Origin of the sequence: Pseudomonas parafulva (assembly GCF_000800255.1) — a bacterium.
In the GTDB taxonomy this organism is placed as follows: domain Bacteria; phylum Pseudomonadota; class Gammaproteobacteria; order Pseudomonadales; family Pseudomonadaceae; genus Aquipseudomonas; species Aquipseudomonas boreofloridensis.
The window spans coordinates 267452-289498 of record NZ_CP009747.1 but is presented as its reverse complement, the minus strand read 5'-3'; the positions used below and the strand labels follow the sequence as shown (position 1 = coordinate 289498).

Here is a 22047-nt window from a genome sequence, read left to right as displayed (position 1 = left end):
ACCACGGCAAAAGTTACAACAATGCGACATCCATGTACGCCCGTGCCACCTTTCCGGGACCGGCCATCCTGTTGAGTGTTGCAATGGGTATAGCCCCTGCATAAGTATCCGCAGGTCGGCTCACGAGGCCGCCTCAACTCAAAAAATGACAACAATGAGGCCACCATGCTCAAACACGCAGTCATTCCGTTTCTGGTAGGCGCAGGCCTGCTGGCTGGTGCAGCGCCCACCGCGCTCGCCGCATCCAACCTGGTGTTCTGCTCCGAGGGCAGTCCCGCCGGTTTCGACCCCGGCCAGTACACCACCGGAACCGACTTCGACGCCTCGGCCGAACCGCTGTTCAACCGCCTGACCCAGTTCGAGCGTGGCGGCACCGCCGTCATTCCAGGCCTGGCTACCACTTGGGACGTTTCCGAAGACGGCAAGACCTACACCTTCCACCTGCGCGAAGGGGTCAAGTTCCACACCACCGACTACTTCAAGCCCAGCCGTGAATTCAACGCCGACGACGTGCTGTTCACCTTCAACCGCATGCTCGACAAGGACATGCCGTTCCGCAAGGCGTACCCCACCGAGTTCCCGTACTTCACCGACATGGGCATGGACAAGAACATCGCCAAGCTGGAGAAGCTCGACGACCATACCGTGCGCTTCACCCTGAACACAGTGGACGCCGCCTTCATCCAGAACCTGGCCATGAGCTTCGCCTCGATCCAGTCCGCCGAGTACGCCGAGCAGTTGCTCAAGCAAGGCAAAGCGCCCGACATCAACCAAAAGCCGATCGGCACCGGGCCGTTCGTGTTCAGCAAGTACCAGAAAGACGCGCAGATCCGCTACAAGGGCAACAAGGACTACTGGAAGCCCGAGGACGTGAAGGTCGACAACCTGATCTTCGCCATCACCACCGACGCCTCGGTGCGCATGCAGAAGCTCAAGAAGAACGAGTGCCAGGTCACCCTGTTCCCGCGCCCAGCCGACATCCAGCCGCTCAAGGCCGACAAGAACCTGAAGATGCCTGAGCAGGCCGGCTTCAACCTCGGTTACATCGCCTACAACGTGATGGACAAGATCAAGGGCAGCAACGAGCCCAATCCCATGGCCCAGCTCAAGGTTCGCCAGGCCCTGGACATGGCGGTGAACAAGGCGCAGATCATCGAGTCGGTGTATCAGGGCGCCGGGCAGCTGGCGGTCAATGCCATGCCGCCGACGCAATGGTCCTACGACACCACCATCAAGGACGCCCCCTACGACCCGGAAAAGGCTCGGCAACTGCTCAAGGAAGCCGGCGTCAAGGAAGGCACCGAAATCACGCTCTGGGCCATGCCGGTGCAACGCCCCTACAACCCCAATGCCAAGCTGATGGCCGAGATGCTGCAATCGGACTGGGCCAAGATCGGCATCAAGGCCAAGATCGTCACCTACGAGTGGGGCGAGTACATCAAGCGCTCCAAGGGCGGCGAAAACGGCGCCATGCTGATCGGCTGGAGCGGCGACAACGGTGACCCGGACAACTGGCTCGGCACCCTGTTCGGCTGCGACGCCCTGGAAGGCAACAACTTCTCCAAGTGGTGCTACAAGCCCTACGACGACCTCATCAAGCAAGCCAAGGCCACCTCCGACCAGGCCAAGCGCACCGAGCTGTACAAGCAGGCGCAGCACATCCTCAAGGAACAGGTGCCCTACACGCCCATCGCCCACTCCACCGTCTATCAACCCATGAGCATCAAGGTGCAGGACTTCAAGATCAGTCCATTCGCCCTGAACGCCTTCTATGGGGTGAGCGTGGAGAAGTGAGGCAGCGCCAGCCCTCTGTGCGCAGAGGGCTGGCGTATTCCAGGCAGTGCGACGGCCACGCCCGGCCATCTGCCTGAAGCCACACCGCACCGTCAGCGATACCACACCCGTGATTCGTTTTCCTGCCACTGCTACGGCCAGGAACGGAATTCTGTTGCCGCACGTCCGGCGCACGGCAACGCACTGATGAGGATGTACCGATGAGCAAAAGGATTGCCCTACGCCGTACCACACTGCTGGGCGCCGCCCTGGGCCTGGGCTTGATGAACCAGGTCAGCGCCGCCGCCAACAACCTGGTGTTCTGCTCCGAAGGCAGTCCGGCGGGCTTCGACACCGCGCAGTTCACCTCGGCCACCGACAACGATGCCGCCGAGCCGATCTACAACCGCCTGGTGGAGTTCGAGCGCGGAGGCACCGCCGTGCAGCCGGGCCTGGCCACCGACTGGCAGGTGTCCGACGACGGCCTGACCTACACCTTCCACCTGCGCCCCGGGGTCAAGTTCCACAGCAACAAGGCGTTCACACCAACCCGCGACCTCAACGCCGAGGACGTGCTGTTCACCTTCCAGCGCATGCTCGATCGCGATCATCCGTTCCGTAAGGCCTACCCCACCGAGTTCCCCTACTTCGTCAGCATGGGCCTGGACAAGAACATCGCCAAAGTCGAGAAGCGTGACCCGATGACCGTGGTGTTCACCCTGAACACGGTCGATGCTGCGTTCATCCAGAACATCGCCATGGCCTTCGCCTCGATCCTGTCCGCCGAATACGCCGACCGCCTGCTGGCCAGCGGCAAGGCCAGCGACATCAACCAGCAACCCATCGGCACCGGCCCGTTCGTGTTCCAGCGCTACCAGAAGGATGCGCAGATTCGCTACAAGGGCAACAAGGACTACTGGGCGCCGGACCGGGTCAAGCTGGACATCCTGGTGTTCTCGATCAACATCGACCCTTCCGTGCGCATCCAGAAACTGCGCCGCGGCGAATGCCAGATCACCCTGCACCCCCGCCCGGCCGACCTGCCGGCGCTCAAGCAGGACGCCAAGCTGAAAGTGCTCTCGCAACCGGGCTTCAACCTCGGCTACATCGCCTACAACATCAAGCACCCGCCCTTCGACCGACTGGAAGTCCGCCAGGCACTGGACATGGCGGTGAACAAGGCGGCGATCATCGATGCGGTGTACCAGGACGCTGGCCAAGCGGCCGTCAACGCCATGCCGCCCACCCAGTGGTCCTACGACAGCAGCATCAAGGACGCCCCCTTCGATCCGGCCAAGGCCAAGCAACTGCTGGAGCAGGCCGGGGTCAAGCCGGGGACCGAGATCACCCTGTGGGCCATGCCGGTACAACGTCCCTACAACCCCAACGCCAAGCTCATGGCGCAGATGCTCCAGGCCGACTGGGGCGCGCTCGGTTTCAAGGTCCGCATCGTCAGCTACGAATGGGGCGAGTACCTCAAGCGCATGAAGAATGGCGAGCACGACATCGCCCTGATCGGCTGGACCGGCGACAACGGCGATCCGGACAACTGGCTCGGCACCCTGTTCAGTTGCGACGCCATCGGCAGCAACAACTACTCGCAGTGGTGCGACCAGCCCTACGACGCGCTGGTCAAGAAAGCCAAGCAGGTCACCGACCGCGCCCAGCGCACCGAGCTGTACCAGCAGGCCCAGCGCCGCCTCAAGGCCCAGGTGCCGATCACGCCCGTGGCGCACTCCACGGTCAACCAGCCGCTGAGCCTGCGCGTCAAGGACTTCAAGGTCAGCCCCTTCGGCCGCAACGTTTTTTCCGACGTCGGCATCGATTGACGCCATCACGGATCCGGGCGTGCCACGCACGTCCGCGAACCCGTGCAGCCCGAATTTGCCCGGCGACCCCAGGCAGATACCCGCAACACCGTGACAACACTGGCCCCTGAGGCCGGCTGATAACTAGAAAAGAGAAAGGGAGCTTTCATGTCGATACGAACCAGCACCACTGCACTGGCCTTGTCCGTCGGCGCCTTCTGCGCCTTCGCCCAGGCCGAACCCGCCAGCCAGGACTACATGCCCATCACGCTCAAGTCCGCCAGCGACCAGGCGCAGGCCACCGGCTTCTTCGAAGGCCAGAGCCTGAGCGGCAGCACGCGCAACTGGTACGCCCGCGAACACGCCGCGCGCGGCCCGCTGTGGCGCTACTACAAGAGCGACGGCACCCGCCACGACACCCACAGCCGCGAGAACTGGGTGCAGGGCACCATCCTCAACTACAGCTCCGGCTTCACCCAGGGCACCATCGGCTTCGCCACCGAAGTGGCGGCCTACAACGCCGTCGCCCTGCTGCGCGACCGCGAATCCATCGCCGGGCCGAACAACCGCACCCTGACCCACAGCGACGGCGATCCGGTCGACCAGTGGAGCAAGGCGGGCCTGGCCAACGTCAAGGCGCGCATCTCCAACACCACCCTGACCGTCGGCCGCCAGTCGCTGGACACGCCGATGATCGCCTACATCGGCAACCGCGCCCTGCCCTCCAGCTTCCAGGGCGTGGCCCTGCACAGCGCCGAGTTCGACAACCTGACCTTCGACCTGGGCACCTTCGACCGCGTCTCGCCGCGTACCGAACAGAGCCTGAGCAAGTTCCGCAGCGAATACGGCGCCCTGGGCGTGGAAACCGACCGCGCCAGCACCGCGGGCCTGAGCTACCAGCCGTTCAAGAGCCTGACCACCAGCCTGTACGCCACGCGCGTGGACGACTTCTGGAACCAGTACTACTTCGGCGCCAGCCACGTGCTGGGCGACAGTTCGGTGCTGAGCCTGAACACCGGCCTGAACTACTACAAGACGGTGGACACCGGCAGCAAGAAGATGGGCGAGATCGACAACGACACCTACAGCCTGTCGCTCGGCCTCACCCACCAGGCCCATACCCTCACCGCGTCCTGGCAGCAGGTCAACGGCAACGAGTACTTCGACTACCTGCACGAAACCAATGGCATCTACCTGGCCAACTCGCTGCTGTCGGACTTCAACGGCCCGAACGAGAAATCGCTGCAGATCGCCTATGTGCTGAACATGGCGCAATACGGCGTGCCGGGCTTGAAATTCAACCTGTACAACGCGCGCGGCTGGGGCATCGACGGCACCCACTACCGGGGCACCGCCTATGACGTGCGCGGCATGGACGGCGAAACCCACTACGAGTGGGGCTTCGGTACCAGCTACGCGGTGCAGAGCGGCCCGCTGAAGGACACCAGCATCCGCGCCACCTACACCGCGCACCGGGCGAGCCAGGCCCAGGCCGACGGCAGCCTGGACGAGTTCCGCGTGGTGACCACCATTCCATTCAACATTCTCTGATCCGCACCCCATGCCCCGGACCCGCGGGGCCATGGGGTCTACGCTGAAGACATACGCAGGGAGGTTCCATGCATTCGCTACCGCTACGCGCTGCCCTGGCAGCGATCATTCTCGGCGCCGCCGGTCAGCTCGCGGCCAAGCCGCTGGTGGTGTGCACCGAGGCGAGCCCGGAAGGGTTCGACATCGTCCAGTACACCACGGCGGTCACCGCCGACGCCTCGGCCGAGACGGTGTTCAATCGCCTGGTCGATTTCAAGCCCGGCACCACCGACATCGAGCCGGCCCTGGCCGAACGCTGGGAGATCAGCGACGACGGCCTGACCTACACCTTCCACCTGCGCCAGGGCGTGAAGTTCCACAGCACTGACTACTTCACCCCTACCCGTGAATTCAACGCCGACGACGTGCTCTGGAGCCTGAACCGCCAGCTCGATCCCGCGCACCCGTGGCACGACAAGACCAGCGTCGGCTACCCCTATTTCGAGAGCATGGCCTTCAAGGACCTGCTCAAGTCGGTGACCAAGACCGACGACCACACCGTGGTCATCACCCTCACCCGTCCCGAAGCGCCATTCCTGCGCGACATGGCCATGGCCTTCACCTCGATCTACTCGGCCGAGTACGGCGACCAATTGCTCAAGGCCGGCAAGACCGGCGAGCTCAACAGCAAGCCGATCGGCACCGGCCCATTCGTCTTCCAGCGCTACAACAAGGACGCCCAGGTCCGCTACAAGGCCAACCCGGACTACTTCCGCGGCAAGCCGCCGAGCGAAACCCTGGTGTTCGCCATCGCCACCGACAACAACGTGCGCCTGCAAAAACTGCGCGCCAACGAGTGTCAGATCGCCCTGTACCCCAAACCTGACGACGTACCCGGCATCAAGACCGATGCCAGGCTGAAAGTGGCCGAGATCGAAGCCCTGGTGACCGGCTACATCGCCCTCAATACCGAGCACAAGTACCTGAGCGACGTACGCGTGCGCCAGGCGATCAACATCGCCTTCGACCGCCAGACCCATGTCGATCAACTGTTCGGCAAAGGCAATGCGCTGGTGGCGGTCAATCCTTACCCGCCGACCCTGATCGGCTACAACACCGACAACCGCAATCCGCCCCGCGACCTGGACAAGGCCCGCGCCTTGCTCAAGGAAGCCGGCGTGCCCGAGGGCACCACCTTCACCCTGTTCACCCGCAACGGCGGCGGGCCGACCAACCCCAATCCGCGCCTGTCGGCGGAAATGCTCCAGGCGGACCTGGCCAACATCGGCCTGAAGCTCGACATCCGCGTGATGGAGTGGGCCGAGATGCTGCGCCGCGCGAAAAAAGGCGAAGCGGACCTGGTGTCCGCCGGCTGGGCCGGCGACAACGGCGACCCGGACAACTTCCTCGGCCCCATGCTCAGTTGCGAGGCGGCCAAGAGCGGAGAGAACTATGCGCGCTGGTGCAACCCTAAGTTCCAGGAGCTGATCACCCAAGCCCGTCTGATCATCGACAATGAGCAGCGTGCAGCGCTCTATCGCCAGGCCCTGGCGGTGTACGATGCCGACCTGCCGTGGATCGCCATGGCCCACCCGAAGATGTTCACGGCCCTGCGCCAGAACGTGGAGGGCTATGTCATCAGTCCCCTGACCAATAACAACTTCGCCACCACCCAGGTGAAGTAGAAGAAACGACCGCCGCCGACCTGCTCGCGCAGCCGGCGGCCGCCTTGACCGGCCCGACGAGGTACCTTCGACGATGTTGAGTTTTATTGCCCGGCGCCTGGGTCTGCTGATTCCGACCTTTTTCGGTATCACCTTGCTGACCTTCGCGCTCATACGCCTGATCCCCGGCGACCCGGTGGAAGTGATGATGGGCGAGCGCAGGGTCGACCCCGAGATGCACGCCCAGGCCATGGAGCGCCTGGGCCTGAACAAGCCGCTGCCTGCCCAGTACCTGGACTACATCGGCAAGCTCGCCCAGGGTGACCTGGGTGAGTCGCTGCGCACCCGCGAGAGCGTGTGGAACGAGTTCACCACGCTGTTCCCCGCCACGCTCGAACTGGCCTTGTGCGCCCTGCTGTTCGCCGGCGTGTTCGGCCTGCTCGCCGGGGTGATCGCCGCGCTCAAGCGCGGCTCGCTGTTCGACCATGGGGTGATGGGCATTTCCCTGGCCGGCTACTCCATGCCGATCTTCTGGTGGGGCCTGATCCTGATCATGTTCTTCTCCGTGAGCCTGGGCTGGACCCCGGTATCCGGGCGCATCGACCTGCTCTACGACATCGAGCCGAAGACCGGCTTCATGCTCATCGACACCCTGCTCAGCGACGAAGAAGGTGCGTTCAAGGACGCGCTGATGCACCTGATCCTGCCGTCCATCGTGCTCGGCACCATCCCGCTGGCGGTGATCGCGCGCATGACCCGCTCTTCGATGCTCGAAGTGCTGCGCGAGGACTACATCCGCACCGCCCGCGCCAAGGGCCTGTCGCCATCCCGCGTGGTGTTCATCCACGGCCTGCGCAACGCGCTGATCCCGGTGCTGACCGTGTTCGGCCTGCAGGTCGGCACCTTGCTGGCTGGAGCGGTGCTCACCGAGACTATCTTCTCCTGGCCGGGCATCGGCAAATGGCTGATCGAAGCCATCGGCGCCCGCGACTACCCCGTGGTGCAGAACGGTATCCTGCTCATCGCCTGCCTGGTGATCCTGGTCAACTTCGTGGTGGACATCCTCTACGGCCTGGCCAACCCCCGTATCCGTCATCAGCGCTGAGGACCTCGTCATGTCTCATCCGATTTCCGACGCTGCGACGCCGGCTACCGCCGCCGACCACAGCGCACTCTACCCCTCCCCCTACAAGGAGTTCTGGCAAGCCTTCTCGCGCAACAAAGGCGCAGTGGCAGGCCTGGCCTTCATGTGCCTGATCGTGTTCTGCGCGCTGTTCGCCCCCTGGGTCGCGCCGCACAATCCCAGCGAGCAGTACCGCGACTTCCTGCTGACGCCGCCGGTGTGGCTCGAAGGCGGCACCTGGCAGTTCGTGCTGGGCACCGACGAGCTGGGACGCGACCTGCTCTCGCGACTGATCCAGGGCGCCAGGCTGTCGCTGCTGATCGGCCTGTCGTCAGTGGTGATGTCGTTGATTCCAGGCATCCTGCTGGGCCTGTTCGCCGGCTTCTTCCCGCGTCTTCTTGGCCCTTCGATCATGCGCCTGATGGACGTGATGCTGGCGCTGCCATCGCTGCTGCTGGCCGTGGCGATCGTCGCCATCCTCGGCCCTGGCCTGATCAACACCGTGATCGCCATCGCCGTGGTCTCGCTGCCGTCCTACGTGCGCCTGACCCGCGCCGCCGTGATGGGCGAGCTGAACCGCGACTACGTCACCGCCGCGCGCCTGGCCGGCGCCAGCCTGCCGCGCCTGATGTTCGTCACCGTGCTGCCCAACTGCATGGCGCCGCTGATCGTGCAGGCGACCCTGAGCTTCTCCTCGGCGATCCTCGACGCGGCGGCCCTGGGCTTCCTCGGTCTGGGCGTACAACCGCCAACGCCGGAATGGGGAACCATGCTGGCGTCGGCGCGCGACTATATCGAGCGCGCCTGGTGGGTGGTGAGCCTGCCCGGCCTGACGATCCTGCTCAGCGTCTTGGCAATCAACCTGATGGGCGACGGCCTGCGCGATGCGCTGGACCCGAAACTCAAGAACGCCGCCTGAGGAGAACGCCATGTCACTGTTGCAGATCAACAACCTCAACGTGCGCTTCGGCGACGCCGATGCCGTCCCCGTGGTCGACGGCCTGGACCTTGTGGTGGATGCCGGCGAGATTCTCGCCATCGTCGGCGAGTCCGGCTCGGGCAAGTCGGTGACCATGATGGCCCTGATGGGGCTGATCGAAGCGCCCGGCCGCATCACCGCCGACGCGCTCACCTTCGACGGCACCGACATGCTCAGGCTCAGCGCCCGACAGCGGCGCAAGGTGGTGGGCAAGGACATCGCCATGGTCTTCCAGGACCCGATGACCGCACTGAACCCCAGCTACACCGTGGGCTACCAGATCGAAGAAGTGCTGCGCCAGCACCTGGGCCTGAAAGGCAAAGCGGCCCGCCAGCGCGCCCTGGAGCTGTTGCAGAAGGTCGAGATTCCGGCGCCCGAAAGCCGCCTGGACGCTTACCCGCACCAACTCTCCGGCGGCATGAGCCAGCGCGTGGCGATCGCCATGGCGATTGCCGGCGAGCCCAAGCTGCTGATCGCCGACGAACCGACCACCGCGCTGGATGTGACCATCCAGGCGCAGATCATGGAACTGCTGGTCAACCTGCAGCGCGAGCGCAACATGGCGCTGATTCTGATCACCCACGACCTGGCGGTGGTCGCCGAGACCGCCAAGCGCGTCTGCGTGATGTACGCCGGCCAAGCGGTGGAGGTGGGTCAGGTGCCGGAACTGTTCGACCTGCCCGCCCACCCCTACAGCGAAGCGCTGCTGGCGGCGATTCCCGAGCACAGTCTGGGCGCCGAGCGCCTGGCGACGCTGCCGGGCATCGTGCCCGGTCGCTACGACCGGCCGCAGGGCTGCCTGCTGTCGCCGCGCTGCCCTTACGTGCGTGACAATTGCCGGGCCCAGCGTCCGGCCCTCGATCCCCAGGCCCACAGCCTGGCACGTTGCTTCTATCCGCTGAACCAGGAGGTGGCGTGATGAGCGTCGTGCTGTCTGCCCGTGAACTGACCCGTCATTACGAAGTGTCCCGTGGCCTGTTCAAAGGCCATGCCCTGGTGCGTGCGCTCAATGGCGTATCGTTCGAACTGGAGGCTGGCAAGACGCTGGCCGTGGTCGGCGAGTCCGGGTGCGGCAAGTCCACCCTGGCGCGCGCCCTGACCCTGATCGAAGAGCCGTCCTCCGGCTCGCTGCAGATCGCCGGCACCGAAGTCGCCGGCGCCAACAAGGCCCAGCGCCGGCAATTGCGCCGGGACGTGCAAATGGTCTTCCAGAGCCCCTATGCCTCGCTCAACCCTCGGCAGAAGATCGGCGACCAGTTGGCCGAGCCGCTGTTGATCAACACCTCGCTCAGCCGCGCCGAGCGCCGCGAGCGGGTGCAGCAGATGATGCAGCAGGTGGGGCTGCGCCCCGAGCATTATCAACGCTACCCGCACATGTTCTCTGGCGGCCAGCGCCAGCGCATCGCCCTGGCCCGGGCGATGATGCTGCAACCCAAGGTGTTGGTGGCGGACGAGCCCACGTCGGCGCTGGACGTGTCGATCCAGGCGCAGGTGCTGAACCTGTTCATGGACCTGCAGCAGGAGTTCAACACCGCCTATGTGTTCATTTCGCACAACCTGGCGGTGGTGCGGCACGTGGCCGATCAGGTGCTGGTGATGTACCTGGGGCGACCGGCGGAGATGGGGCCGAAGGCCGATATCTACGACAAACCCCTGCATCCCTATACCCAGGCACTGCTGTCGGCGACGCCGGCGATTCATCCCGATCCGCTCAAACCGAAGATTCGCATCGCCGGCGAGTTGCCCAATCCGCTGAATCCGCCGGATGGCTGCGCGTTTCACAAACGCTGTCCGTATGCGACGGAGCGGTGTGCCAAGGAGATACCGGCGTTCCGGCAGGTGGGAAGTCGGCAAGTGGCGTGTCATTACGCGGAGCAGTTCTTGTAAGGAAGGCTATCGCTGGGGGCGTCAGCGCCCCATGACGACACAAGGCCGCCCTCATCGGTCATGCGCACTACTTCAACTGTGCGCAAACCGGTGAGGGCGGCCTTGTGTCGTCATGGGGCTGGGCAGCAGCCCCAGAAGTGGGATCAGTGCATGAAGATCGCGATCAGGATGATCACTGGAATTGGGACGCCGAGCATCCAGAGCAGAATCGAGCGCATGATGAGTTCTCCAGTAGTGAATGCGAATTAGCGCACGACGGTGGTCGAGGCATGAACGTGATGGTCTTCTTCGATCCAGCGTGCGCGGTCACGCAGACGACCGCCGAACAACGCGGCGAAGCTGGCGAAGAAGGCGCCGCACAGCAGGGAGATGAAGGTCCAGATGGCGGTCCAGGCGGCTACTTTGGCCGCAGTGTCGGCAGCTTGCTGAGCGGCCTGCTTGGCCTGGGCGGCATCCTGACGCGCTTCCTCATAGACCTGCTCGACGCGCGATTGCGCTTCGGCCTGGGTCAGACGAGTGCGCTGGGCAACCATCTGCGCCAGGTAGGTACGATCTTCGGCGGACATGCCATTGTCGGCAGCCAGGCCGCGCAGCAGAATGCGGCTGGCGACGCCGTTGGCAGCATCTTCGCTCACACCCACCGGGCCTTCGCTGCGGAACAACCGATCGACGTAGTAGCCCATCGGGTCGGCGGCGCCGGACGGCTTGCTCTTGTCATCGCTCATCGACACGCTGGCCACGGCGCCCGAAGCAGCGGCGGCACCGGCCGACGCGCCCGCACTGGCCAGACCGCCTGCCGAGGACACCACCAGCACGGCAGTGACCAGGGTCGCGATAGCCCAGGACAGGAAGCCATGCGCCGTGTCGCGGAAATACACTTCGTCACCGTGCAAGTTGGCCCACTTCACGCGTAGACGGCCGGCCATGTAGCCACCCAGGCCAGAGGCCAGGATCTGCGTGATCAGCAGCCAGATGATGGTGGAAATGCCCAATGCCTTTGCGCTGGCCCCCTCGTTCGCCCACGGCGAGGAGGCCGCGAAGCCCAGGCCTGCGCCCAGAATGATGAGGATCAGTGACAAGGCAGCCGCAGCAGCGGCACCGGCGAAGATGGCGGCCCAGGAAACGCCCGAGCGATTCGGGGCCTCGGAGACAGCGGTTGGCAGATCGGCAGTGGTTATCATGATTCGGCGCCTTATGAAGGTGAGCAAAACTTCCGTTGGTTTGCACGAGGGTCGGTGCACTGCCCGTGCCAGATGTGTCAAAAAATAACCTCGCCATAAATCAATGACTTGCAGAATCGACGAATCTTAGGATCGTGCGAAACGCCCGAAGTCCGATAAAACAGGTGGGCGTTATGCAGTGCCATGCGCTCAACCTCGGCCACCGGGCTTGCCCGTCGAACAGCGACGATGCACTATCGCGCCATGACCGCGCCCATGCTGATAGACGGCCCCGAACAGACTCCGCTGACTGCGCAGATCGTCTTGCGCTACCACCTGTGCTGGAAGCATCGCGACCTGGACGGGGTGATGGCGCTCTACCACCCGCAGGTGCGTTACCACGACTTCTTCCAGAACCGCGTGCTCGGCTACGCCGAACTGCGCGAGTACGTGGCCGCCTGCCTGCCCCACCAGCAGGGCGAAGACATCGTCCACAGCGATCGCATTCGCGTCGATGGCTGCACGGCGTTCATCCAATACCAGGTAACGGTCCAGGGCGGTGAGGGGCTGGTGGCCTTTCAGTCCAGCGAGGCGATCACCGTGCGCGACGGGCTGATCTGGCAGGTCAACGAATATGCCACGCTGGTGCGCCAGGACGGGCGCGTGGGCAACGGTGGGCGGACGCGTCCGGCCACTAGCCGGCTCGGTTTGTCGCCGCGTCAGTTGAGCACCATGGCGCAGGATCTGGAGCACTACTTCCAGCAGCGCCGGCCGTATCTGGATCCGCAGCTCAACCTGCAACAGGTCGCACAGCACAGTGGCTACAGCCGCAACCAGATCTCCTACCTGTTCAATCAGGTGCTGGGACAGAGCTTCTATCGCTACGTCAATCAGGCGCGGCTCCAGCACCTGCTGGCTCAGCTCAGCGATACCGACATCCAGACGCCGGTCGACGAACTGGCGTTCAGTGCCGGCTTCAACTCGCTCTCGGCCTTCTACAAATGCTTTCGCGAACAGACCGGCCTGTCTCCCAAGGCGTACGTGAAGCAGATTTCTCTGCGTGCACGCACGTAAGACAGCGGAGCGGACCTGCCACTAGCATCGAGCACAACCCAACCTTTTTTTCCGGGAGCCGTACTCGATGCAAGCCTGGCGCACGATCAGCCTGTGGATGGACCAGCTCGACGAGCCTCTGGACGCGCGACCGTCCCTCGCCCAAGACATCGATGTCGACGTGTGCATCATCGGCGCCGGCTACACCGGGCTGTGGACAGCCTATTACCTCAAGCGCCAGGCCCCGCACCTGCGCATCGCCATCCTTGAAGCGAACACGGCCGGTTTCGGTGCATCCGGTCGTAACGGCGGTTGGCTGATGGGCAACCTGCTGGGTGAGGATCGTCTGCTCGCCACACTGTCCCCGCTACAGCGCCGCGACAGCATCGACCTGCTGCACGACATTCCCGACGAAGTGCAGCGTGTGTTACAGCGCGAAGGCATCGACTGCGATTACCGCAAGGGTGGAGTCATTTACTGCGCGGCCCGTTACCCGGAGCAGGAGCGTAGCCTGCGTGCCTACCTGGACGACCTGTACCGCCAAGGCATGAACGAGGACGACTACCGCTGGCTCACGCCCGAGGCACTGGCCGGACAACTGCGGGTCAGCAATGCCTATGGCGCAATCTTCAGCCCGCATGTGGCGACCATTCAGCCGGCCAAGCTGGTGCGGGGCCTGGCACGGGTGGTGGAGGGTCTGGGCGTGGCGATCTACGAAAACACCCCGGCCCTCGATTGGCAGAGTGGCGAGGTGCGCAGCGCCCAGGCCAAGGTGCGCTGCCAGTGGGTGGTGCCTGCGGTGGAAGGCTACGCAGCCAGCTTGCCACCGCTGGGGCGGCATCAACTGCCCGTGCAGAGTCTGCTGGTGGCCACTGAGCCGCTGCCCGACTCCGCCTGGGAGCAGATCGGCCTCAGCCAGGGCCAGGCCTTCAGCGAAGGCAGCCGTCAGGTCACCTACGGCCAGCGCACCCTCGACAACCGCCTGGTATTCGGCGCCCGCGGCGGCTACCGCTTCGGCGGTCGCCTGCGCGAAGACTTCAATCTCACCGACGCCGAAATCGAGTTGCGCCGCTACCTGTTCGGCGAACTCTTCCCGCACCTGAAGCACGTGCGCATCACCCATTCCTGGGGCGGCAACCTGGGCATGGCGCGGCGTTTCCGCCCGCATATGCTGTGTGACCGTCAACGCGGCCTGGCGCTATCGGGCGGCTATGGCGGCGAAGGCGTCGGCGCCACCAACCTCGGCGGACGCACGCTGGCGGCCTTGATCCTCGGCCAGCAGAACGTACTGACCGCCCAGCCCTGGGTGCACGACAACCGGCCGCTGTCGAGCCTGGCCAGTTGGCCGCCCGAGCCCTGCCGCTGGCTGGGCTACAACGCCATCATTCGCAGTTTCGTCCATGAAGACCGCGTTCTCGCCGACCCGGCCAGCCCGGCCTGGCGACGCAACCTGGCCAGTGGCCTGGCCGACTTCATGGAAGGTTTCATGCACTGAGTTTCACCCACTCCCACACGAGAATCCGCCGTCATGAGCATCACCCAGTTCAAAGACACAGAACGCGCCATCCTGGAGACTTCCAACCCGGTCGCCGTGCCCCTTGGCGAACCCGTTGCCGTGACCTCGGTGACCTGCGTCGAGCGCAGCGACGGCGTCGAAACCGGCATCTGGGAGTGCACCCCAGGCCGCTGGCGCCGGCAGATCGTGCAACAGGAGTTCTGCCACTTCATCAAGGGTCGCTGCACCTTCACGCCAGACGGTGGCGAGCCGCTGCTCATCGAAGCCGGAGACGCCCTGATGCTACCGGCCAACAGCACCGGTACCTGGGACATTCAGGAAACCGTGCGCAAGACCTATGTGTTGATTTTCTGATCCGCTGATCGCCTGCCGCTCCTCGACAACAACAAACTCAGCAAGGTAAACCGGACATGCGCACACTTCTCATCGCTCCCCTGATGCTGGCGGCCGGCGTGGCCTGCGCCGCCGACTCGGTGAAGATCTACAACTGGTCGAGCTACGTCGCGCCCGACACGCTGAAGAATTTCCAGAAGGCCACCGGCATCGCCCCCACCTACGACGTCTACGACAGCAACGAGACCCTCGATGGCAAGCTGATGACCGGCAACTCCGGTTACGACGTGGTGTTTCCCTCCAACCACTTCATGGCGCGGCAGATCCAGGGCAAGGCGCTGAAGAAGCTCGACAAAAGCCAGTTGCCGAACTGGCAGAACCTCGACCCGCGCCTGCTCAAGGTGCTCGAGGTGAACGATCCGGGTAACCAATATGGTTTCCCCTACCTGTGGGGCAGCACCGGCATCGGTTACAACATCGACAAGGTCAAGGCCGCGCTGGGCGCCGACGCGCCGGTGGATTCCTGGGACCTGATCTTCAAGCCCGAGTACCTGAGCAAGCTCAAGAGCTGCGGCGTGGCGGTGCTGGACAATGGTCCGGAGCTGCTGCCCATCGCCCTGAACTACCTGGGCCTGCCGCACCACAGCCAGAAACCCGAGGATTACGAGAAAGCCAAGGCGCTGCTGATGAAGGCTCGTCCGTACATCAGTTACTTCCATTCGTCCAAGTACACAGGCGACCTGGCCAATGGCGATGTGTGCGTGGTGGTGGGTTTCTCGGGCGATGTATTGCAGGCCAAGAACCGCGCCGAGGAAGCGAAGAATGGGGTCAAGGTGGGCTACTCGATCCCGAAGGAAGGTGCGCCGCTGTGGTTCGACATGGTCGCCATGCCCGCCGACGCCCCGGACGAGAAGGCCGGCTACGCCTACATGAACTATCTGCTCGAGCCTGAGGTGATGGCCAACATCAGTAACTACGTGCAGTACGCCAACGGCAATGCCAAGGCCGACGCCTTGGTCGATCCGGCGCTCAAGCACAACACCATGATCTATCCCAGCGACGATGTGATGAACAAACTGTTCGCCCTAGAAGCGATGCCCGCCAAGATCGATCGCCTGCGCACCCGCATCTGGACCAGCGTCAAAGCGGGCAACTAGCGGCTTGCCGCTAGTTGCAAGCGGCAAGCGGCAAGCGGCAAGCGGCAAGCGGCAAGCGGCAAGCTACAAGCTGCAAGCTGCAAGCTACAAGCTACAAGCTGCAAGCTACAAGCTGCAAGCTGCAAGCTACAAGCTGCAAGCTACAAGCTGCAAGCTGCAAGCTGCAAGCAAGAGCCCTACGCGATCTGCTTTTCTCTTGCCGCTTGGAGCTTGCAGCTTGCAGCTTTTTGTTTGCCGCTTGTTGCTCTGAGTCGCCGGGGCCTAAGGCCCCGGCGACTCAGTGGTGCTCACGCGTAGCGCGGAACTGGATGTCTGGCCAGCGCTCTTCCATCAGCGCCAGGTTGACGCGGGTGGGCGCCAGGTAGGTCAGGTGGCCGCCACCGTCGATGGCCAGGTTTTCCACGGCCTTGTTCTGGAATTCCTCGAGCTTCTTCTTGTCGTCACAGGCGATCCAGCGGGCCGACCACACGGTGATCGGCTCGTAGGCGCACTCCACCTTGTATTCCTCCTTCAGGCGGCTGGCGACCACATCGAACTGCAGCACACCCACGGCGCCCAGAATGATGTCGTTGCTGCGCTCGGGGAAGAACACCTGGGTCGCACCCTCTTCGGCCAACTGCTGCAGGCCCTGACGCAGTTGCTTGGACTTCAGCGGATCTTTCAGGCGCACACGACGGAACAGTTCCGGCGCGAAGTGCGGAATGCCGGTGAAACCGAGCACCTCGCCCTCACTGAAGGTGTCGCCGATCTGGATGGTGCCGTGGTTGTGCAGGCCGATGATGTCGCCGGCGTACGCTTCTTCCAGTTGCTCGCGCTCGGAGGAGAAGAAGGTCAGTGCATCGCCGATGCGCAAATCCTTGCCCAGGCGCACATGACGCATCTTCATGCCCTTCTCGTACTTGCCCGAGCAGATGCGCATGAACGCGATACGGTCGCGGTGCTTGGGGTCCATGTTCGCCTGGATCTTGAACACGAAGCCGGTGAACTTCTCCTCCACCGGCTCCACGGTGCGCTCGTGGGCGACCCGTGCCAGTGGACGTGGCGCCCAGTCGACCACGGCGTCGAGCACGTGATCGACGCCAAAGTTGCCCAGCGCGGTGCCGAAGAACACCGGGGTGAGTTGGCCGTTGATGAACTCGTCCTGGTTGAATTCGTGGCAGGCGCCCTGCACCAGCTCCAGTTGCTCCACGAACGAATCGTACTGATCGCCCAGGTGGGCGCGGGCTTCGTCCGAGTCCAGCTTCTCGATGATCTTGGCCTCGGTGCGCTCATGACCGTGCCCGGGAGTGTAGACCACGATGTAGTCGCCGGTCAGGTGATACACGCCTTTGAAATCGCGGTAGCAGCCAATCGGCCAGGTGATGGGCGCCGCCTTGATCTTCAGCACGGCCTCGATCTCGTCGAGCAGCTCGATCGGATCGCGGATGTCGCGGTCGAGTTTGTTGATGAAGCTGACGATGGGCGTGTCGCGCAGGCGGCAGACGTCCATCAGGGCGATGGTCCGCGGCTCGACGCCCTTACCGCCGTCGAGCACCATCAGCGCCGAGTCCACCGCCGTCAGGGTGCGGTAGGTGTCTTCGGAGAAGTCTTCGTGGCCGGGGGTGTCGAGCAGGTTGACCATGTGCTCGCGGTACGGGAACTGCATCACCGAGGTGGTGATGGAGATGCCGCGCTGCTTCTCCATTTCCATCCAGTCGGAGGTGGCGTGGCGGTCGGACTTGCGCGACTTCACGGTACCGGCGACGGAAATGGCCTTGCCCATCAGCAACAGCTTCTCGGTGATGGTGGTCTTACCGGCGTCGGGGTGGGAAATGATTGCGAAAGTGCGGCGCTTCGCGACTTCGGCGGCCTGATGGGTCATGGGAAATCGCCTGAATGGGGATCGAAAAAGGGGCGATATCATACCTGAAGTCGCACGCCAGACCAAAGTGCGCACGATGTGCGCGCCCTCAAGCGAATGGATAATTGATGACGAGGGAAAGATTGCCGTTCCAAATGTCGCGATAGCAGGTAAATCAACGCCTTTCAGCAGGAAATCCACTGTTCTCCTGAAGGAAAAATCGACTAGACCAGTGATTAACACTGGCCAAACGCCTCTACCCATGGGAACCTTTGTCCCCCCGGAGACGTCCACTCCCCTGCAACCCGCTTCGGTTCCAGGGCTGGTTACACCAGCATCCACGAGCCTGACGGGGCTCGACTCATGGCGTGAACGCCCTGCTTGGCAGGCGCCGCGCTGCTACTCGCGAACACACCACCGCCACCTGCACGGGTCGGCCAAGAAGAAGTGTGCTCGCCGACGACAAAAAGGAGTCCACCTGTGGCGAAACGCTACGGAACAGGGCTGTTGGGATGGGCCACCGTGCTCGTCATCCTGGCCCTGCTGATCCACTGGATCGGCCTCGACACGATCGCGCGCTATCGCGACGATCTGACGTTCTACCTACAAGCGCACCTGGTGTTGGTGCTGGCTTCGATGGCGGCGGCACTGGCCGTGGGCATCCCCGCCGGCATTGCCTTGAGTCGACCGCACCGGGTCGACAAAGCCGAGCGCTTCATGCAGTTCTTCAATATTGGCAACACCATCCCTCCCCTGGCCGTACTGGCCATCGCCCTCAGCGTTCTGGGCATCGGCGCAGGCCCTGCGATCTTCGCCCTGTTCCTCGCCTCCCTCCTGCCGATCGTGCGCAACACCTACGAAGGCCTCAAGAACGTCCCCGCCTCGCTCAAGGAAGCCGCCACCGGCATCGGCATGACTCCACGCCAGCAACTGTGGCAGGTCGAGTTGCCCAACGCCGTGCCGATCATCGTCGGCGGCGTGCGCGTGGCCCTGGCGCTCAATGTCGGCACCGCGCCACTGGCCTTCCTGATCGGCGCCAACAGCCTGGGCAGCCTGATTTTCCCCGGCATCGCCCTGAACAATCAGCCACAGCTACTGCTCGGCGCGGCCTGCACGGCCTTGCTGGCACTGCTGCTCGACGCGCTGGTGAGTGCCTCCAGCAAACGCTGGCTGGAACGCGGCCTGGCCCATTAAGAAGAGGCAATCCATGAAGAAAGCTATCGCCTTGCTCCTGGGCGCGGGCCTGCTGTTGGCAGGTGTTGCCCAGGCGGCGGAAAAACCCCTGATCCGCATCGGTGCGCGGGTCTTCACCGAGCAGACCGTGCTCGCCGAAATCACTGCCCAGTACCTGCGTGCCAACGGCTTCGACGTGCGCGTCACTGGCGGCCTGGGCAGCAGCCTGGCGCGCCAGGCCCAGGAAACCGGCCAACTGGACCTGATGTGGGAATACACCGGCGTGTCGCTGGTCTCCTACAACCACATTCAGGAACGCATGCCCAGCGCCGAGGCCACCTACGCCAAGGTCAAGGAACTGGACGCGAAGAAAGGCCTGGTCTGGCTCAAACCGTCCAAGTTCAGCAACACCTATGCCCTGGCCTTGCCCAGCGCGGTGGCCAAGGCCTATCCGCAGGTGCGCACCATCAGTCAGTTGAATCAGGTGCTGCAGGATGAACAGGCGCGCAAGCACCTGGTCGCCCTCGACACCGAGTTCGCCAATCGCCCGGATGGCCTGGACGGCCTCCAGCAGCGCTACGGCATGCAACTGGGCCGCGCCAACATCCGCCAGATGGACGCCGGGCTGGTGTACACCGCTCTGCGCAACGACCAGGTGTTCGCCGGCCTGGTCTACACCACCGACGGTCGCCTCAACGCCTTCGAGCTGACGCTGCTGGAGGACGACAAGCACTACTTCCCGGACTACACCGCCGGCCCCGTGGTCCGCAAGGCCGTGCTCGACGCCCATCCGCAACTGGCCGACCTGCTCGCGCCGCTGGCCGATGCCCTGGACGACGAAACCATGCGCCAGCTCAATGCCAAGGTCGATGTCCAGCACCAGAGCCCGTCCTCGGTCGCGGCCACCTTTCTGCGTGATCATGAACTGCACGAGGTGACCCCATGAGCCTGCTCGACACCTTCGCCCACCTCGACTGGGCATTGGTCCTGCAACTGACCTGGCAGCACATCATGCTGGTGGGCATCGCCGTGGGCCTGGCCATCGTCATCGGCGTGCCGCTGGGCGTCTTGATGACCCGCTTTCCGGTCCTGGCCGGGCCGCTGCAAGCCAGCGCCACGGTGCTGCTGACCATCCCCTCCATCGCCCTGTTCGGCCTGCTGCTGCCGTTCTACTCCAAATTCGGTCAGGGCCTGGGGCCGCTGCCGGCGATCACCGCCGTGTTCCTCTATTCGCTGCTGCCGATCCTGCGCAACACCTACCTGGCCCTGACCAACGTGGAACCCGGCATCCGCGAGGCCGCGCGCGGCATCGGCATGACCTTCGGCCAGCGCCTGCGCATGGTCGAATTGCCCATCGCCGTGCCGGTGATTCTCGCCGGCGTGCGTACCGCCGTGGTGATGAACATCGGCGTGATGACCATCGCCGCCACCATCGGTGCGGGTGGCCTGGGCGTACTCATCCTGACCTCCATCAGCCGCAGCGACATGTCGATGCTGCTGGTCGGCGCCGTGCTGGTCAGCCTGCTGGCGATCGTCGCCGACCTGCTTCTGCAAACCCTGCAACGTGCCCTGACTCCAGAAGGACTGCGCCCATGATCGAATTGAAGAACCTCAGCAAGACCTTCGACGTCAACGGCAAGGACGTCAAAGCCGTGGACTCGGTCAGCCTGACCGTCAACGAAGGCGAGATCTGCGTCTTCCTCGGCCCCTCGGGCTGCGGCAAGAGCACCACGCTGAAGATGATCAATCGCCTGATCACCCCGACCTCCGGCCAGGTCTTCATCAACGGGGAGGACACCAGCGGCCTCGACGAGGTCACCCTGCGCCGCCACATCGGTTATGTGATCCAGCAGATCGGCCTGTTCCCCAACATGACCATCGAGGAAAACATCACCGTGGTGCCGCGTCTGCTCGGCTGGGACAAGCAACGTTGCCACGACCGGGCGCGCGAGCTGATGAGCATGATCAAGCTCGAACCCAAGCAGTACCTGCAGCGCTACCCACGCGAGCTGTCCGGCGGGCAGCAGCAGCGGATCGGCGTGATCCGCGCCCTGGCGGCCGATGCGCCGGTGCTGTTGATGGACGAGCCGTTCGGTGCGGTCGACCCGATCAACCGCGAGATGATCCAGAACGAATTCTTCGAGATGCAGCGGGCGCTGAACAAGACCGTGATCATGGTCAGCCACGACATCGACGAAGCCATCAAGCTGGCCGACAAGATCGCCATCTTCCGCGCCGGCAAGCTGCTGCAACTGGACCATCCGGACACCCTGCTGGCGCATCCGGTGGACGACTTCGTCAGCAGCTTCGTCGGCCAGGACAGCACACTCAAGCGTCTGTTGCTGGTGCGCGCCGAGGATGCCGCGGACAACGCACCGTCGGTCAGCCCCGAGACGCCGGTGGCCGAAGCGCTGGAGTTGCTCGACGAGCACGACCGCCGCTATGTGGTGGTGACCGACGCGACGAACAAGGCCCTGGGCTATGTGCGCCGCCGCGACATGCACCGCCAGCAGGGCACGTGCGCCGACTTCCTGCGTCAGTTCAACGCCACCGCCGCCCATGACGAGCACCTGCGCATCCTGCTGTCGCGCATGTACGAGTTCAACCGCGCCTGGCTGCCGGTGCTCGATGCCGAGCAGGTGTTCCTCGGCGAGGTCACCCAGGAGTCGATCGCGGCCTACCTGAGCTCGGGTCGCTCACGCGGAGCCAAGACCAGCATCGTCTCGCCGGCCGAGGTTGCCGCCTCCTGAGCGGCGGCCCAGTCGATTTTCACCTCGGTAACAAAAAATTTATGGTCCCGGACGGGTACGGCCGTACCTGTTCCGGGTGGCCATAAATATGAACACTCGGGCCCGCCTGTCAGCGGACCGAGTGCCCTGTCTACCTCCGCCATGCCTGTAAGCAGGGCATCACCTGCAAAGGTGCCGACCCACTCCATTCCACAATTTTTTACGCCTGGATCGTCCACGGGAACATCAACCGGCCACAAGGGTCGTTAATTCCACCGGTTGCGCGTCGAACGGTGACGAACAGGCGCGGATCGCGGGTTGA

18 protein-coding genes are annotated in these 22047 nt (G+C 63.9%); 16 read left to right on the top strand and 2 right to left on the bottom strand.

The genetic code is table 11. From position 1 onward, the window contains the following. Nucleotides 1-165 precede the first annotated feature (165 nt). From NJ69_RS01220 to NJ69_RS01185, 8 genes are all read left to right on the top strand, one after another. Nucleotides 166-1794: an ABC transporter substrate-binding protein gene (locus NJ69_RS01220; RefSeq protein WP_029613620.1), complete on the top strand. Its 1629-nt coding sequence runs from the start codon at nucleotides 166-168 to the stop codon at nucleotides 1792-1794. Between the two features lie 200 nt (nucleotides 1795-1994). Next, a complete protein-coding gene (locus NJ69_RS01215) occupies nucleotides 1995-3602 on the top strand; it encodes an ABC transporter substrate-binding protein (protein WP_039575553.1) in 1608 nt (535 codons plus the stop codon). 147 nt (nucleotides 3603-3749) lie between these two features. Continuing rightward, nucleotides 3750-5132, top strand: a complete 1383-nt coding sequence (locus tag NJ69_RS01210) for an OprD family porin (RefSeq protein WP_029613621.1) — start codon at nucleotides 3750-3752, stop codon at nucleotides 5130-5132. A gap of 68 nt (nucleotides 5133-5200) precedes the next feature. Continuing rightward, the gene (locus tag NJ69_RS01205) at nucleotides 5201-6796 is read left to right on the top strand and encodes an ABC transporter substrate-binding protein (protein WP_039575550.1); all 1596 of its coding nucleotides are present in this window, start codon (nucleotides 5201-5203) and stop codon (nucleotides 6794-6796) included. Nucleotides 6797-6869: 73 nt separating this feature from the next. Then, the gene (locus NJ69_RS01200) at nucleotides 6870-7880 is read left to right on the top strand and encodes an ABC transporter permease subunit (protein ID WP_039575547.1); all 1011 of its coding nucleotides are present in this window, start codon (nucleotides 6870-6872) and stop codon (nucleotides 7878-7880) included. A 10-nt stretch (nucleotides 7881-7890) separates the two neighbouring features. Next, nucleotides 7891-8817: an ABC transporter permease subunit gene (locus tag NJ69_RS01195; RefSeq protein WP_029613623.1), complete on the top strand. Its 927-nt coding sequence runs from the start codon at nucleotides 7891-7893 to the stop codon at nucleotides 8815-8817. Between the two features lie 10 nt (nucleotides 8818-8827). Next, a complete protein-coding gene (locus NJ69_RS01190; RefSeq protein WP_039575545.1) occupies nucleotides 8828-9796 on the top strand; it encodes an ABC transporter ATP-binding protein in 969 nt (322 codons plus the stop codon). Beyond that, nucleotides 9796-10764: a peptide ABC transporter ATP-binding protein gene (locus NJ69_RS01185; protein ID WP_029613625.1), complete on the top strand. Its 969-nt coding sequence runs from the start codon at nucleotides 9796-9798 to the stop codon at nucleotides 10762-10764. Before NJ69_RS01190 ends, NJ69_RS01185 begins: the two co-directional genes overlap by 1 nt. Before the next feature lie 245 nt (nucleotides 10765-11009). Here NJ69_RS01185 and NJ69_RS01180 read toward each other — a convergent pair whose 3' ends face one another. Continuing rightward, complete coding sequence (locus NJ69_RS01180) at nucleotides 11010-11945, bottom strand: hypothetical protein (protein WP_039575542.1); 936 nt, start codon at nucleotides 11943-11945, stop codon at nucleotides 11010-11012. A 228-nt stretch (nucleotides 11946-12173) separates the two neighbouring features. On the opposite strand from NJ69_RS01180, the gene NJ69_RS01175 reads away from it, so the two are divergent. From NJ69_RS01175 to NJ69_RS01160, 4 genes are all read left to right on the top strand, one after another. Then, complete coding sequence (locus NJ69_RS01175) at nucleotides 12174-12998, top strand: helix-turn-helix domain-containing protein (protein WP_205419304.1); 825 nt, start codon at nucleotides 12174-12176, stop codon at nucleotides 12996-12998. A gap of 67 nt (nucleotides 12999-13065) precedes the next feature. Further along, nucleotides 13066-14472, top strand: a complete 1407-nt coding sequence (locus NJ69_RS01170; RefSeq protein WP_039575540.1) for an NAD(P)/FAD-dependent oxidoreductase — start codon at nucleotides 13066-13068, stop codon at nucleotides 14470-14472. Between the two features lie 33 nt (nucleotides 14473-14505). Continuing rightward, nucleotides 14506-14847, top strand: a complete 342-nt coding sequence (locus NJ69_RS01165; protein ID WP_039575538.1) for a cupin domain-containing protein — start codon at nucleotides 14506-14508, stop codon at nucleotides 14845-14847. Between the two features lie 56 nt (nucleotides 14848-14903). Next, nucleotides 14904-15983 carry a polyamine ABC transporter substrate-binding protein gene (locus NJ69_RS01160; RefSeq protein WP_039575535.1) on the top strand — a complete coding sequence of 360 codons (1080 nt, stop codon included), beginning with the start codon at nucleotides 14904-14906 and terminating at the stop codon, nucleotides 15981-15983. 277 nt (nucleotides 15984-16260) lie between these two features. On the opposite strand, the gene NJ69_RS01155 is transcribed toward NJ69_RS01160, so the two are convergent. Then, entirely contained in the window at nucleotides 16261-17844 is a 1584-nt protein-coding gene (locus NJ69_RS01155; protein ID WP_039575533.1) for a peptide chain release factor 3, read from the bottom strand. A gap of 459 nt (nucleotides 17845-18303) precedes the next feature. Here NJ69_RS01155 and NJ69_RS01150 point away from each other — a divergent pair, with 459 nt between their 5' ends. From NJ69_RS01150 to NJ69_RS01135, 4 genes are read left to right on the top strand one after another with little or no spacing between them, the layout of a single operon-like run. Beyond that, complete coding sequence (locus tag NJ69_RS01150; RefSeq protein WP_029613630.1) at nucleotides 18304-19017, top strand: ABC transporter permease; 714 nt, start codon at nucleotides 18304-18306, stop codon at nucleotides 19015-19017. Nucleotides 19018-19030: 13 nt separating this feature from the next. Then, complete coding sequence (locus tag NJ69_RS01145) at nucleotides 19031-19942, top strand: glycine betaine ABC transporter substrate-binding protein (protein WP_039575530.1); 912 nt, start codon at nucleotides 19031-19033, stop codon at nucleotides 19940-19942. Further along, the gene (locus tag NJ69_RS01140; RefSeq protein WP_029613632.1) at nucleotides 19939-20592 is read left to right on the top strand and encodes an ABC transporter permease; all 654 of its coding nucleotides are present in this window, start codon (nucleotides 19939-19941) and stop codon (nucleotides 20590-20592) included. The genes NJ69_RS01145 and NJ69_RS01140 overlap by 4 nt, the downstream gene beginning before the upstream one ends. After that, nucleotides 20589-21746, top strand: coding sequence for an osmoprotectant ABC transporter ATP-binding protein OsmV (locus NJ69_RS01135; RefSeq protein WP_039575526.1), 1158 nt, complete (start codon nucleotides 20589-20591; stop codon nucleotides 21744-21746). Before NJ69_RS01140 ends, NJ69_RS01135 begins: the two co-directional genes overlap by 4 nt. The last annotated feature ends 301 nt before the right edge of the window (nucleotides 21747-22047 follow it).

What these genes read in the sequence shown, in the direction of transcription:
- NJ69_RS01220 (WP_029613620.1), top strand. Translation starts at nt 166, where the DNA reads ATGCTCAAACACGCAGTCATTCCGTTTCTGGTAGGCGCAGGCCTGCTG.
- NJ69_RS01215 (WP_039575553.1), top strand. Translation starts at nt 1,995, where the DNA reads ATGAGCAAAAGGATTGCCCTACGCCGTACCACACTGCTGGGCGCCGCC.
- NJ69_RS01210 (WP_029613621.1), top strand. Translation starts at nt 3,750, where the DNA reads ATGTCGATACGAACCAGCACCACTGCACTGGCCTTGTCCGTCGGCGCC.
- NJ69_RS01205 (WP_039575550.1), top strand. Translation starts at nt 5,201, where the DNA reads ATGCATTCGCTACCGCTACGCGCTGCCCTGGCAGCGATCATTCTCGGC.
- NJ69_RS01200 (WP_039575547.1), top strand. Translation starts at nt 6,870, where the DNA reads ATGTTGAGTTTTATTGCCCGGCGCCTGGGTCTGCTGATTCCGACCTTT.
- NJ69_RS01195 (WP_029613623.1), top strand. Translation starts at nt 7,891, where the DNA reads ATGTCTCATCCGATTTCCGACGCTGCGACGCCGGCTACCGCCGCCGAC.
- NJ69_RS01190 (WP_039575545.1), top strand. Translation starts at nt 8,828, where the DNA reads ATGTCACTGTTGCAGATCAACAACCTCAACGTGCGCTTCGGCGACGCC.
- NJ69_RS01185 (WP_029613625.1), top strand. Translation starts at nt 9,796, where the DNA reads ATGAGCGTCGTGCTGTCTGCCCGTGAACTGACCCGTCATTACGAAGTG.
- NJ69_RS01180 (WP_039575542.1), bottom strand. Translation starts at nt 11,945, where the DNA reads ATGATAACCACTGCCGATCTGCCAACCGCTGTCTCCGAGGCCCCGAAT.
- NJ69_RS01175 (WP_205419304.1), top strand. Translation starts at nt 12,174, where the DNA reads ATGCACTATCGCGCCATGACCGCGCCCATGCTGATAGACGGCCCCGAA.
- NJ69_RS01170 (WP_039575540.1), top strand. Translation starts at nt 13,066, where the DNA reads ATGCAAGCCTGGCGCACGATCAGCCTGTGGATGGACCAGCTCGACGAG.
- NJ69_RS01165 (WP_039575538.1), top strand. Translation starts at nt 14,506, where the DNA reads ATGAGCATCACCCAGTTCAAAGACACAGAACGCGCCATCCTGGAGACT.
- NJ69_RS01160 (WP_039575535.1), top strand. Translation starts at nt 14,904, where the DNA reads ATGCGCACACTTCTCATCGCTCCCCTGATGCTGGCGGCCGGCGTGGCC.
- NJ69_RS01155 (WP_039575533.1), bottom strand. Translation starts at nt 17,844, where the DNA reads ATGACCCATCAGGCCGCCGAAGTCGCGAAGCGCCGCACTTTCGCAATC.
- NJ69_RS01145 (WP_039575530.1), top strand. Translation starts at nt 19,031, where the DNA reads ATGAAGAAAGCTATCGCCTTGCTCCTGGGCGCGGGCCTGCTGTTGGCA.
- NJ69_RS01140 (WP_029613632.1), top strand. Translation starts at nt 19,939, where the DNA reads ATGAGCCTGCTCGACACCTTCGCCCACCTCGACTGGGCATTGGTCCTG.
- NJ69_RS01135 (WP_039575526.1), top strand. Translation starts at nt 20,589, where the DNA reads ATGATCGAATTGAAGAACCTCAGCAAGACCTTCGACGTCAACGGCAAG.